The sequence below is a fragment of the Massilia sp. YIM B02763 genome, from assembly GCF_030412015.1.
In the GTDB taxonomy this organism is placed as follows: Bacteria; Pseudomonadota; Gammaproteobacteria; order Burkholderiales; family Burkholderiaceae_D; genus Telluria.
On sequence record NZ_JASNRD010000022.1, the window covers coordinates 12574 to 25623 of the forward strand.

At 67.1% G+C, this 13050-nt stretch carries 11 protein-coding genes and 1 tRNA gene; 5 read left to right on the top strand and 7 right to left on the bottom strand.

Annotation, left to right across the window (positions count from 1 at the left end):
• Positions 1-224: 224 nt before the first annotated feature.
• From QPK32_RS22005 to QPK32_RS22025, 5 genes are all read right to left on the bottom strand, one after another.
• Positions 225-1175 (bottom strand): ribose-phosphate pyrophosphokinase, encoded by a 951-nt coding sequence (locus QPK32_RS22005; protein WP_290414935.1) that lies wholly within the window; start codon positions 1173-1175, stop codon positions 225-227.
• Positions 1176-1335: 160 nt separating this feature from the next.
• Positions 1336-1412, bottom strand: a tRNA-Gln gene (locus QPK32_RS22010).
• Positions 1413-1486: 74 nt separating this feature from the next.
• A complete protein-coding gene (ispE, locus tag QPK32_RS22015; protein ID WP_374046776.1) occupies positions 1487-2392 on the bottom strand; it encodes a 4-(cytidine 5'-diphospho)-2-C-methyl-D-erythritol kinase in 906 nt (301 codons plus the stop codon).
• Positions 2389-3006, bottom strand: coding sequence for an outer membrane lipoprotein LolB (locus QPK32_RS22020; RefSeq protein WP_290414936.1), 618 nt, complete (start codon positions 3004-3006; stop codon positions 2389-2391). Before QPK32_RS22020 ends, ispE begins: the two co-directional genes overlap by 4 nt.
• 70 nt (positions 3007-3076) lie before the next feature.
• A complete protein-coding gene (locus QPK32_RS22025) occupies positions 3077-4867 on the bottom strand; it encodes a tetratricopeptide repeat protein (RefSeq protein WP_290414937.1) in 1791 nt (596 codons plus the stop codon).
• A gap of 103 nt (positions 4868-4970) precedes the next feature.
• On the opposite strand from QPK32_RS22025, the gene mutM reads away from it, so the two are divergent.
• From mutM to QPK32_RS22050, 5 genes are all read left to right on the top strand, one after another.
• Positions 4971-5804: a bifunctional DNA-formamidopyrimidine glycosylase/DNA-(apurinic or apyrimidinic site) lyase gene (mutM, locus tag QPK32_RS22030; RefSeq protein ID WP_290414938.1), complete on the top strand. Its 834-nt coding sequence runs from the start codon at positions 4971-4973 to the stop codon at positions 5802-5804.
• 75 nt (positions 5805-5879) lie between these two features.
• Positions 5880-7847, top strand: coding sequence for a dynamin family protein (locus QPK32_RS22035; protein ID WP_290414939.1), 1968 nt, complete (start codon positions 5880-5882; stop codon positions 7845-7847).
• Between the two features lie 7 nt (positions 7848-7854).
• Positions 7855-8985, top strand: a complete 1131-nt coding sequence (gene mutY / locus QPK32_RS22040) for an A/G-specific adenine glycosylase (RefSeq protein WP_290414940.1) — start codon at positions 7855-7857, stop codon at positions 8983-8985.
• Positions 8982-9671, top strand: coding sequence for a YafY family protein (locus QPK32_RS22045; protein ID WP_290414941.1), 690 nt, complete (start codon positions 8982-8984; stop codon positions 9669-9671). Before mutY ends, QPK32_RS22045 begins: the two co-directional genes overlap by 4 nt.
• An 85-nt stretch (positions 9672-9756) precedes the next feature.
• Positions 9757-10125 (top strand): VOC family protein, encoded by a 369-nt coding sequence (locus QPK32_RS22050; RefSeq protein WP_290414942.1) that lies wholly within the window; start codon positions 9757-9759, stop codon positions 10123-10125.
• A 107-nt stretch (positions 10126-10232) separates the two neighbouring features.
• Here the strand turns inward: QPK32_RS22050 and QPK32_RS22055 are convergent, their stop codons facing one another.
• Both QPK32_RS22055 and aroKB read right to left on the bottom strand, forming a co-directional pair.
• The gene (locus QPK32_RS22055) at positions 10233-11372 is read right to left on the bottom strand and encodes a deoxyguanosinetriphosphate triphosphohydrolase (RefSeq protein ID WP_290414943.1); all 1140 of its coding nucleotides are present in this window, start codon (positions 11370-11372) and stop codon (positions 10233-10235) included.
• Complete coding sequence (aroKB, locus tag QPK32_RS22060; protein WP_374046777.1) at positions 11369-12994, bottom strand: bifunctional shikimate kinase/3-dehydroquinate synthase AroKB; 1626 nt, start codon at positions 12992-12994, stop codon at positions 11369-11371. Before aroKB ends, QPK32_RS22055 begins: the two co-directional genes overlap by 4 nt.
• Positions 12995-13050 lie beyond the last annotated feature (56 nt).

Sequence of the window (13050 nt, forward strand, 5' to 3'; positions counted from 1 at the left end):
GGCCCGAATGCCGGCTTGAACCGGCCCGGTAGCCCGGGTTTGGAGGTCCCCGCGACCAGGGACTTCCGTGAAAAGAGCGCTCGCGCGCTCAAGAAATGCCTAAACGTCGTTCTCGGCATTGCCGAAAACGACTCCCCGCGCAGGCGGGGATCCAAGTTCTGCATGCGTTTCGATGACGCTTGCAACATTGGATCCCCGCCTGCGCGGGGACGACGCCTTAATATTTAGTCGACGAACAGCGAGATGACCGAGTCACCCTTCACGATACGCTTGAAGGTTTCGGCCAGCAGCGGTGCCGAGGTCAGCTGGCGGATCTTGCCGCAAGCCTGGCCAGCCGGGCTCAGCGGGATCGTGTCGGTCACGACCAGTTCGTCCAGCGGCGAGCTGGCGATGCGGTCGATGGCCGGGCCGGACAGGACCGGGTGCGTGCAGTACGCGACGACTTTCTTGGCGCCGCGTTCCTTGAGGACTTCGGCGGCCTTGCACAGCGTGCCGGCGGTGTCGACCATGTCGTCCATGATCACGCAGTTGCGGCCTTCGACTTCGCCGATGATGTTCATGACTTCCGACACGTTCGCCTTCGGGCGGCGCTTGTCGATGATCGCCAGGTCGCAGCCGAGACGCTTGGCCAGCGCGCGGGCGCGGACCACGCCGCCGACGTCCGGCGACACGACCAGCAGGTCGTCGTAGTTCTTGCGCTGCAGGTCGCCCAGCAGGATCGGCGATGCGTAGATATTGTCGACCGGGATGTCGAAGAAGCCCTGGATCTGGTCAGCGTGCAGGTCCATGATCAGGACGCGCTCGACACCAGCCTGTTGCAGCATGTTCGCCACCACCTTGGCCGAGATCGCCACGCGGGCGGAACGCGGGCGGCGGTCCTGGCGGGCATAGCCGAAGTACGGAATCGCCGCGGTGATGCGGCCTGCCGATGCGCGCTTGAGAGCGTCGACCATCAGCATGATTTCCATGAGGCTGTCGTTGGTGGGAGCGCAGGTCGATTGCAGAACGAAGACGTCCTTGCCACGAACGTTCTCGTTGATTTCGACCATGACTTCGCCGTCGGAGAACTTCGAGACCACGGCCTTACCGAGAGGAATGCCGAGGCTTTTTGCGACCCCTTCTGCTAGCGCCGGATTGGCATTGCCGGTAAAAACCATCAGGTTTTCGTAAGCCATGGGAGTCCCAGAAGAGTAATGAAAAATCTTGAAAAGGCGCTAATGCAAGAAGACTAACGCGGAACCACAAAAAAAATGGGCCGCTCTCGGCGGCTCCACTTCTGCTGCCTGCTGGAGCGTTTGGCATCAACAGCTCAGGCATTGAAACTCATTGAAACTTTGGCAGGGGAACAAGGATTCGAACCTTGGAATGCCGGAATCAAAATCCGGTGCCTTAACCAACTTGGCGATTCCCCTACACTGAAACTTGTCAGCTTGTCGCTGCCCCCGACTATTATATCGTGTTGCGCATCGACAGGCAAGATTTTATTCTACAACTCGTTGATTTGCAAGAGCGTTTTCATCGGATGTTTCGTCAGCGCCTTGGCTTTCCATGCTTTCCACCGCACCGGCACTTGCTTCAGTACCTGCTCGGCTTCCTGCTCGCTGGAAAACGCGCAAAACACACACGCTCCGGAACCAGTCATCCTGGCCGCTCCGTGCTGCCCCAACCATTCGACCGCCTCTGCTACCGGCGGGAACAGGCGGGCTGCCACGTCCTGCAAATCATTTTTCCCGAAGCCAATCAAACCTTGCGATTCGATCTGCCCCCTGGAAAAGTCCGCTATTGTGATGGGTTTCGAATCTCTTGTCAAATCGTCCGCCGTAAAAATTGCAACGGTGGGCACGGCGACGCCCGGCTCGACCACGACATACCACACGTCCGGCCCCGCCACCGCCTGCAATTCCTCGCCCACGCCCTCGGCGAACGCCGTCTCGCCGAACAGGAAGAACGGGATGTCGGCACCCAGCGGCAAGCCCAGCGCCATCAGTTCCGCCGTGCTCAAGCCGGCCTGCCACAGGTGGTTCGCGGCCATCAACGCCGTGGCCGCATCGGACGAGCCGCCGCCCAGGCCGCCGCCCATGGGAAGGCGCTTGTCGATGGCGACGTCGATGCCGCGCGGCAGGCGGCCGTGGCGCCGTTCGTACTCGGCCTGCAGCGCATGGAGGGCGCGCACGATCAGGTCCTGCTCCTGCGGGACGCCGGGCACGTCGCTCGTGCGCACGATCCGTTCGTCGCCGCGCAGGTCGAAGTGCAGCGTGTCGCCGTGGTCGACGAGTTGAAACACGGATTGCAGCAGGTGGTAGCCGTCCGGACGCCGGCCCGTCACATGCAGGAACAGGTTCAGCTTGGCCGGAGCCGGACAGTCGTGCAGGAAAGATTGCGCCACGTTCACTCCACCGGATCCACGACGATATTGATCGACAGCTCTTCCGCGTTCGCCGTCGCGCTGCGCGAGGCGCGGATAATGCGCGGGAACGCACCGTTCGAGCCCTTCGGCCCGTCCTGCCATTCGGCGAAGCGCAAATTCCAGCCGTCGTTCGTGAACACGGTGTTATTGGCGGGCGAAGCGGCCAGCCGCTTGCCGCTTGCATCCGTCGCGTAGCCCTGCAGCCAGTCGGCCAGGCCGGCCACGGGCAGCGACCACCCCAGCGCCTGGCGCGTGAGGCCGTCGATGTCCTTGTCGGTGCGCGGGGCATGGCCGGACTGGGTCAGCGTGGCCGATTGCGGCGTCACGGTGATCCGGGCGACGGTCTGGCCCAGCTGCGAATTCAGGGCGACGTCGATCTGGCCCGGGCGCTGGGTCCAGGTGAAGTTGCCGTTGATGCCTTGCGGCTGGCCTTCCTTCTGGTACGTCACGGCCAGGCGGCCGGACAGGTCGATCGTGTCGTGGTAGGCGACGGCGGCGGCGTTCGGATTGGACAGGTGGGCGCTGCCGGTGGCGCAGCCGGCCAGGACTGCACTCAGGGCAAGGATGGGAAGGAGGCGGAGTGAACGGTAATTCGGCATCGTCGGATCGGTGTCGGAAACAAAAAACCGGCGGACGAGCCGCCGGTCCGGTTGCTGGATTTACATTATTTCATAAGGACACACGCAAGCGCGCCAGCGTCGTCTTCAGCGCCTCGTTCTTCGCATCCTTGGTCCGGGCCTCGCGCCACAGCTTGCGCGCCTCGTCCTGCTCGCCCTTCTTCCACAGCACTTCGCCCAGGTGGACGGCGATTTCCGGATCGCTGCGCACGGCATAGGCCTTGCGCAACTGGGCTTCGGCCGCATCCAGGTTGCCCATGCGGTATTCCACCCAGCCCATGCTGTCCATGATGAAGGGATCGTTCGGCGCCATGCCGAGGGCCTTCTCGACCAATTGGCGCGCTTCCTTCAGGCGCACGTTGCGGTCGGCCAGCGAATAGCCGAGGGCGTTGTAGGCGTGCTGGTTGTCGGGCGCGTTGGCGATCACCTTGCGCAGCGATTTTTCCATCACGTCCGTCTTGCCCACGCGCTCGGCCGTCAGCGCGAAGTCGTACAGGAAGTCCATATTGTCCGGGAAGCGTTTCGTGCCCTGCTCCATCAGCCGGTAGGCTTCCTGCTCCTTGCCGGCGTCGCGCAGGATCTGCGCCTCGACCAGCAGGATCTGGGCTTGCTGGGCCTTGTCCTCCGTCTGCAGCGTGGCCAGGTGCTTGCGCGCCCCCGGCACGTCGCCGGCCTTGGCGATCAATTGCGCGCGGCGCAGCTCGGCGCCGAACTGGATCTTCTCGTCGCCGCTGTCCAGGCGCGACAGCCAGTCCTGGGCGGCCTGGTAGTCGCCGCGCTCTTCCGCCAGCTGGGACAGGATCAGCACGGCCTTGGACGCGTCGCGCTCCTCTTCCGGCGCGCGTTCCATCACGTCGACGAAGCGTGTCAGGTAGCCTTCCGCGCCCTTGTTGTCGTTCATCTGCATCGACAGCACGCCCAGCGCGTACAGGACGCCGGGATTGTCCGGCTGGGCCTTGTCCAGCGCGATGAATTCGCGGCGCGCGGCCTCGAACTGCTTGCTGTCGACGAGCAGGCGCGCATAGGCCGTACGTACTTCGCGCGAATCCGGGTGGGCGTCGAGGAATTGCTTCAGGATGCCGATGGCCTGGCCGTCGTCCTCGCTGACCTGGGCCAGCGTCAGCACGGCGATCTCGGAATCCGGCTTGATCTGCAGGGCGGCGCGCGCCTCGCGCTGGGCATCGGCCTTGGCGCCGCGCGCCAGCGCCGTCTGCGCGAGCACGACGTGCGCTTCCATCGTGTTGCCGTAGGGCTTGACCAGGCGCTCGATCATCGCGATGCCGGCGTCCTTGTCCTTGGCGCGCATCAGCAGCTGCTGCATCTGGAACATCACGAGGCCGCGCGCGCCGGGCGTCGCCTCGGCCAGGCGCTGCTGCAGGATTTTTTCCGCTTCGCCGAGGTTGTCGGACAGGATGACCAGCCCCAGATAGTACTGGCTGGCCTCTTCGGAGTGCGGCGAGAACTCGCGCCACAGGCGCACGGCGGCGAGCGCGTCCTCGGCCTGCTTGGCCGACAGCGCCATCTCGGCGGCGCGCTTGGCCAGGCGCGGATCGCGGGTCTGCTGGGCCAGGCTCAGCAGGGTCAGGTAGGGGCCTTGCCAATCGCCATTCTTGAACGCCATCTCAGCCTGCATCAGCTGGGTCATCATGGTGCTCGTCATGGCGACGTTCGGGATGTTTTCCTCCGACTTGGCCTCGTCCGGGGCTTCGCCCGCCTGTGCCTTGCGCTGCGCTTCGGCGGCGAGCAGGGGTTGGTCCGAGTCCGGGGCGGGCTGCTGCTTGGGCGCCACAGCACAGGCCGACAGCAGCGCAGAGAGGGTTACAATGGCGAAAGCGTTTTTCAAGGCAAGTCCCAATCAAATCGATGGACCGATTCTACGCCGAACGCCCTTCCCGCGTGCGCCCCTGCAACACGAATTTACATTGCACTTATATTCCTAAATCTTCATGCCTGAATTACCGGAAGTAGAAGTCACACGGCGCGGGGTCGCGCCGCACCTGGAAGACCGCATCGTCGAACAAGTCATCCTGCGCCGCGAAGGCCTGCGCTGGCCCTTCCCGCCCGCACTGCCGGCGCTGCTGGAAGGGCGCCGCATCCTGGGCACGGGCCGGCGCGGCAAATACCTGCTGCTGAACTTCGAGCACGGCACGCTGATCGTCCACCTGGGCATGTCCGGCCACCTGCGCGTGCTGCCCGAAGGGATCGAGCTCAAGAAGCACGACCACTTCGACCTCGTCGTGCGCGGCCCGGAAGGCCGGCGCGTGCTGCGCCTGCACGATCCGCGCCGCTTCGGCGCCGTGCTGTGGCACGGCCACGACGACGGCGACCTGGACGAGCACATCCTGCTGCGCGGCCTCGGCGTCGAACCGCTGGAAGACAAGTTTTCGGGCGAGCTGCTGTGGCGCGCCACGCGCAAGCGCAACGCGCCCATCAAGCAGGTGCTGCTGGCCGGCGACATCGTCGTCGGGGTCGGCAATATCTACGCCTGCGAAAGCCTGTTCCGCGCCGGGATCAATCCGAAGACGCCGGCCGGTCGCATCAGCCGGGCGCGCTACGACAAGCTGGCCGAGGCCATCCGCGAGATCCTGGCCGCCGCGATCGTGCAGGGAGGCAGTACCTTGCGTGACTTTATTGCAGTAAATGGTCAATCCGGATATTTCCAGCAGACATATTTCGTCTATGATCGTGCTGGAGTGCCTTGCCGCCAGTGCAACGCGCCGGTCCGCCAGATCAAGCAGGGCCAGCGTTCCACGTTTTATTGCGCGACCTGCCAGCGGTAAGCTCCAAGAGCGAGAGAGAACGCGCCGACAGTGCGCGCCATGCCTATGACGCGGACAGCGCGCGAAAGCGGGACCATGCAAGACCTACAACGATACGGCGCCTGGCGCGGACACGTCGCCCAGGCCCTGGAACGCTATCGCGCCTGGACGCAGGCCGCGGGCCTGCTCGACGGCGCCACCGGCCAGCGCCTGGCGCGCGCCCTCGCACGGCTGCGCGACGACCGCCTGACGGTGGCCTTCGTCGCCGAATTCTCGCGCGGGAAGTCCGAGCTGATCAACGCCCTGTTCTTCGCCGACTACGGGCGCCGCATCGTGCCGTCCAGCCCGGGCCGCACGACCATGTGCCCGACCGAGCTGGCCTGGGACGCGGCGCTGCCGCCGTCCATCCGCCTGCTGCCCATCGAGACGCGCGCCGGCCGCCGCGCCACCGGCGACTACCGCGACGACGCCGAGGCCTGGACCGTGCTGCCGCTCGCGCTGGACGCGCCCGCGCGCATGACGGAGGCCTTCCGCCAGGTCAGCCTGACGAAACGCGTGCCGGTGGCCGAGGCGGCCGCCTACGGCCTGCATGATCCCGACGATCCGGACCTGGCCGCGACCGTCGGCGCCGACGGCCTGGTCGAGGTCCCGTGCTGGCGCCATGCGCTGATCAACTTTCCCCATCCGCTGCTGGAGCAAGGCCTCGTCATCGTCGACACGCCCGGCCTGAACGCGATCGGCACCGAGCCGGAACTGACGCTGAACCTGATCCCCAATGCGCACGCGGTGCTGTTCGTGCTCGCGGCCGAGACGGGCGTCACGAAGAGCGACATCGAGGTCTGGCGCAGGCACATCGATACGCAAGCAGGTGTGGGCGCGGGCGCGGCGGCCAGCCGCATCGTCGTGCTGAACAAGATCGACGCCCTGTGGGACGAGCTGCGCAGCGCGGAGGACAACGACGCCGCGATCGCGCGCCAGCAGCAGGACGTGGCGCGGCTGCTGGGCGTGCAGGCGGCCCAGGTCCATCCGGTATCGGCGCAGAAGGCGCTGGTCGGCAAGATCGGTGGCGACATGGCCTTGTTCGAGAAGAGCCGCATCGGCCGGCTGGAGGCGGCGCTGTTCGGCCAGCTGGTGCCGGCGCGCCAGGACATCCTGCGGCGCCAGCTGCAGGACGAGCTGTCCGCGCTGGCCGCCTCGCAGGAGACGCTGCTGGGCGCGCGCGGACGCGACCTCGTCGAGCAGATGGAGGAACTGCAAAGCCTGCGCGGCAAGAACCAGGGCATGATCGCCCACATGATGCGCCGCGTGGAGATGGAAAAGCAGGAATTCGACGCCAGCCTGTTCAAGCTGCAGGGCACGCGCGCCGTGGTCACGACGCTGTCCACGCAGCTCTACAGCCTGATCGGCATGGACGTCGTGCAGCGCCAGGCCGACGCCGTGCGCGACGCGATGCGGGCGGCGCGCTTCTCGACCGGCACGCGTGCTCCGGTGCGCGACTTCTTCGCCCAGGCGCGCGCCAGCCTGGACGGGGCGAGCGCCAAGGTCGAGGAGCTCCGCGCCATGATGGATACGATGGCGCGGCGCTTCTCCGCCGAGCACGGCCTGGCGCTGGCCGCGCCGCTGCCGCTGTCGCTGGAACGCTACCGCGTCGAAGTCGATGCCATCGAGGCGATCTACCTGAAGCAGTTCGGCACGGCGACCCTCCTGATGACGAGCCGCGCCACGCTGCTGGACCGCTTCTTCGACACCATCGTCTCGCGCATCCGGCATGCGTTCCGCGAGGCGAACGTCGATGTGGAAGCCTGGCTGCAAGTGCTGATGTCGCCGCTCGAAGCGCGCATCCGCCAGCACCGCGACCAGCTGCGCCAGCGCCAGGTATCGATCCAGCGCGTGCACGACGCCGCCGGCACGCTGGCCCAAAAGATCGCCGCCTTCGACGCGGCGCGGCGCGACGTTGACGCGGCCCGCGCCCATCTGGCCGAGCTGACCGGCGCGCTCCAGCACGCGCTGCATGCCGGCCTGGCCGAGGCGGCGCCCGAACCCCTGCTTGAAACCGAACAATAGCGTAGTAATGAAGCGTACCTCCGACTCCGAAATCCTGTCCGACCCCAGTTTTTCGCGCGCCGTCATCGACTGGCAGCGCGCGCACGGGCGCCACGCCCTGCCCTGGCAGAACACGCGCGACGCCTACCGCATCTGGCTATCCGAGATCATGCTGCAGCAGACCCAGGTCGCCGCCGTGCTGGGCTACTACGCGCGCTTCCTGGAACGCTTCCCGACCGTGTTCGCGCTGGCCGAGGCGCCGCAGGAAGACGTGATGGCGCACTGGGCCGGCCTGGGCTACTACACCCGCGCACGCAACCTGCACGCCTGCGCCAAGCGCATCGTCGCGGAATACGGCGGCGCCTTCCCGGCCGACCCGGCGCTGCTGGCCGACCTGCCCGGCATCGGCCGCTCGACCGCGGCCGCCATTGCCGCCTTTTCCGCCGGCACCCGCGCGGCCATCCTGGACGGCAACGTCAAGCGCGTGTTCGCGCGCGTGTTCGGCATCGACGAATACCCGGGCATCAAGCCCGTCGAGGATGCGCTGTGGCGCCGCGCCGACGCCCTGCTGCCGGCGGACGAGGGCATCGAAGCCTACACGCAGGGCCTGATGGACCTGGGCGCCACGCTGTGCACGCGCTCCAGCCCCGACTGCGGCCGCTGCCCGTTGCAATCGCGCTGCGTGGCCTACGCCACCGGCCGCACGGCGGAACTCCCCGTGCGCAAGCCGAAGAAGGCGACGCCGGAAAAGCGCGCGCGCATGCTGGTCGTGATCGACGGCGGCCAGGTGCTGCTGGAACAGCGTCCCGGCACGGGCATCTGGGGAGGATTGCTGTCGCTGCCCGAGGTCGAGGGCCACGTGGCGCTGGACGACGAATCGGTGCCGGCCGACGTGCTGGGCGTGCCGGAAGCGGCGGCAAGGTTCGGCGCCGTGGAGGAATGCGAGGAACTGCTGCCGCTGCAGCACGTGTTCACGCACTACCGGCTGCACATCCACCCGTACCGGATCGGCCTCGCCGCACGCGCGGCGACGCCGGACGGCTACGCCTGGTGGGACCTGGCCAGGATCGACGAGGCGGCGCTGCCGGCGCCGGTGAAGAAGCTGCTGGGCCAGTTGGGACAGCCCAACCTGTTCGACCGAGCGGCACGGCCCCGATGACACGCTCGCAGCGTTTGCTGGCCCTGCTCCAGGCCATGCGCGGCTACCGCGCGCCCGTCACCGGCGACGCGCTGGCGGACAAGCTCGGGGTCAGCCTGCGCACGCTGTACCGCGACATCGCGACCCTGCGCGAACAGGGTGCGCGCATCGAAGGAGAGCCTGGCCTGGGCTATGTGCTGAAGCCCGGCTTTTTGCTGCCGCCGCTGATGTTCACGCAGGAAGAGATCGAGGCGCTGGTGCTGGGCGGGCGCTGGGTCGCGCAGCATGGCGACGCGCGGCTGGCCGAGGCGGCGCGCGAAGCCGTAGACAAGATCGCCTCGGTGTTGCCGGCGCCGCTGCGCCGCACGCTCGACGATACCGCGCTGCTGGTCGCCAGCGCGCGCGAGGCGGGACCGCCCGGCCCGCACATGGCGCCCATCCGCGCCGCCCTGCGCGACGAATGCAAGCTCGTGCTCGACTACCGCGCGGAAAACGGCGCCGCCTCCCGGCGCACCGTGTGGCCGGTGGCGCTGGGGTTCTTCGAACGGGTACGCATGCTGGTCGCCTGGTGCGAGCTGCGCCAGGAATTCCGCCATTTCCGCCTGGACCGCATCGCCGCGCTCACGGCCACCACGCAGCGCTATCCGCGCCACCGCCGGGCACTGCTGCAGGAATGGCGCGCCATCGAGGGGCTTCCCGAGCGCTAGCGGACCAGGACCATCACGCTGCTGACGGAAACTGACAGTGCCCTTCCCTACACTGGCCGCACTGTCAACCACCGAAGGAGCACGCATGATCACCCCGCACTACACCATTCTCTACGTCGCCGATCCGCAGGCCAGCGCACGCCTGTACGCCCGGCTGCTCGGCGCGGACGCCATCGATGCTGCGCCGACGTTTTCCCTGTTCGCCATCGAGGGCGGCCGCATGCTGGGCCTGTGGCAGAAGGATGCCGTCAAGCCCGCGGCGGATTTCCATGGCAGCGGCAGCGAGATCGCGCTGAACGTGCCCAGGACGGCCGACGTGGATGCCCTGTACGCCACCTGGCGCGAGGCCGGCCTGACGATGCTGCAAGCGCCGCAGCAAGTGGATTTCGGCTACACGTTCACGGCTGCGGATCCGGATGGGCACCGGCTGCGGGTGTTTGCGCGGGTCGAATAAATTTTGCATGCCGTCGTCCCTGCGCAGGCAGGGACCTCATTTCGCGCACCGCTCGACTACCCGAAAAATTAGGCCCCTGCCTGCGCAGGGGCGACGGAAGGTACGGGTTACAGCTCGTCCAGCGAGAAGATGCGCTTGTGCTCGCGGATCGCGTAGCGGTCCGTCATGCCCGCGATGTAGTCGGCGATCTTGCGCGCCTGCTTCATCGTGTCGCCGGACGCCACCTGGTAGTCGAACGGCAGCAGCACCGGATCCGTCATGAAGGCGTCGAACAGCTCGCGCACGATGCGGCTGGCCTTCACGCGCATGCGGTTGACCTTGTAGTGGCGGTACAGGTTGGCGTACAGGAAGCGCTTCAGTGCCGTCGTTTCCGTGCGCATCTGCGGCGAGAAGCGGATCAATGGCTGCGCCGCGCGCACGTCATCGATCGACTGCGGGTTCGCCTCGCGGATCAGCGCGGCCGAGGTCTCGACCAGGTCGGCCGTCATCGCCGTGATCATCAGGCGGATCGTCTCGTACAGCTCGCGCCGGCCCGGCAGGCCCGGGTACTGCGCCACGACCTGGCGGTGCAGGCGCGCGAACAGTGCCACCTCTTCCATCTGCTTCATCGTCAAGAGGCCCGAACGCAGGCCGTCGTCGATGTCGTGGTTGTTGTAGGCGATTTCGTCGGCGATGTTGGTGAGCTGGGCTTCCAGGCTCGGTTGCGTGCGGTCGACGAAGCGCTGGCCCAGCTCGCCCAGCTGGCGCGCATTCGTGAGCGAGCAGTGCTTCAGGATGCCCTCGCGCGTCTCGAAGGTCAGGTTCAGGCCGTCGAAGGCGCCGTAGTGCTCCTCGAGGTGGTCGACCACGCGCAGGCTCTGCAGGTTGTGCTCGAAGCCGCCGTAGTCCTTCATGCAGTCGTTCAGCACGTCCTGGCCCACGTGGCCGAAGGGCGTGTGGCCCAGGTCGTGGGCCAGCGCCGTGGCCTCGACCAGGTCTTCGTTCAGGCGCAGGCTGCGCGCCAGCGTGCGCGCGATCTGGGCGACCTCGATCGAGTGCGTCAGGCGCGTGCGGAACAAATCGCCCTCGTGGTTCAGGAAGACCTGGGTTTTATACTCGAGCCGGCGGAACGCGGTGGAGTGGATGATGCGGTCGCGGTCGCGCTGGAACTCGCTGCGCGAGCCGGCCGGCCCTTCCGGATGGCGACGCCCCAGGCTCTTCGACGAGTGCGCCGCATACGGTGCCAGATGGGCGTCGAAATCGATCATGATGCGCTTTCTCCTACCGTGGCCGCCAGCGTGGCCAGCAAGTGTTCGCGCGGCGCGCCCGTCACGCTGGGGCTGCCCAGCGGCTTGAGCAGGATGAACTTGATCGCCCCGCCCTCGTTCTTCTTGTCGACTTCCATCAGCTCGATCCAGCGCTCGGTGCCCAGGTCCGGCGCCGTCACCGGCAGGCCGGCGGCCTGCGCCAGCTTGCGCACGCGCTCCACGCTGGCGGCGTCGACGAGGCCAAGGCGGTGCGACAGGTCGGCCGCCATCACCATGCCGCAGCCGACCGCCTCGCCGTGCAGCCAGGCGCCGTAGCCCAGGCCGGCCTCGATCGCGTGGCCGAAGGTGTGGCCGAAGTTCAGCACGGCGCGCAGGCCGCCTTCGCGCTCGTCGCGCTTGACGACGTCGGACTTGATCTCGCAGGAACGCGCGATCGCGTACGCCAGGGCCGCGTGGTCGCGCGCCACCAGCTTGCCGATGTTCCGCTCGATCCAGTCGAAGAAGGCGGCATCGAGGATGGCGCCGTGCTTGATGACTTCGGCCAGGCCGGCCGACAGTTCGCGGTCCGGCAGCGTGTCCAGCGTGGCGGTGTCGGCGATGACGGCGCGCGGCTGGTAGAAGGCGCCGATCATGTTCTTGCCGAGCGGGTGGTTGATGCCCGTCTTGCCGCCCACCGAGGAATCGACCTGCGCCAGCAGCGTGGTCGGGATCTGCACGAACGGCACGCCGCGCATATAGCTGCTGGCGGCAAAGCCCGTGAGGTCGCCGATCACGCCGCCGCCCAGCGCGACGAGCGTGGTCTTGCGGTCGCACTTGTTGGCCAGCAGCGCGTCGAACACGAGGTTCAAGCTCTCCCAGTTCTTGTATTCCTCGCCGTCCGGCAGCACGATGGGGACGACCTCGCGGCCGGCCGCGCGCAGCGGCGCCGCGACCTTGTCCAGGTACAGCGGGGCGACGGTCGTGTTGGTGACGATCGCCACCTTGCCCCCGGCGCCGATGTGGCGGGTCAGCAGTCCCGCATCGTCCAGCAGGCCGCGGCCGATGACGATGGGGTAGCTGCGCTCGCCGAGGTCGACGTTAATGGTCGTACATGCTTGTTGCTCGTTCATTCTGTTTCTTGCCTTGCGTGCGCGCGCCGCTTCCAGCGCCGCGATCTGGTCCAGTATCGTTTGTACCATCGATTGTACGTTAGGCCGGCCCGTATCGATGACGAGGTCCGCGATCTCGCGGTACAGCGGCTCGCGCTGCGCCGTCAGGTCTTCCAGCTTCCTGCGCGGGTCGGCCGTCTGCAGCAGCGGGCGGTTGCGGTCGTGGGCGGTGCGCTGCAGGATGCTGTTCACGCTGGCGCGCAGATAGACCACCGTGCCGCGCTCGGCCAGCAGCTTGCGGCTGTCCGGATTGAGCACGGCGCCGCCGCCCGTGGCCAGCACGATGCCGTTCTGCGCCGTCAGGTCGCGGATCACGTCGGCCTCGCGCCGGCGGAAACTCGGCTCGCCCTCGATCTCGAAGATCCACGGGATCGACGCGCCGGTGCGTGCCTCGATCTCGTGGTCCGAGTCGATGAACGTCATGTTCAGCCGCCGCGCCAGCAATCGCCCGATGGTCGTCTTGCCGGCGCCCATCAGGCCGACGAGGAAAATATTGTTGTTCTTGCAGTCAGGCACTATTGATCGCTCAA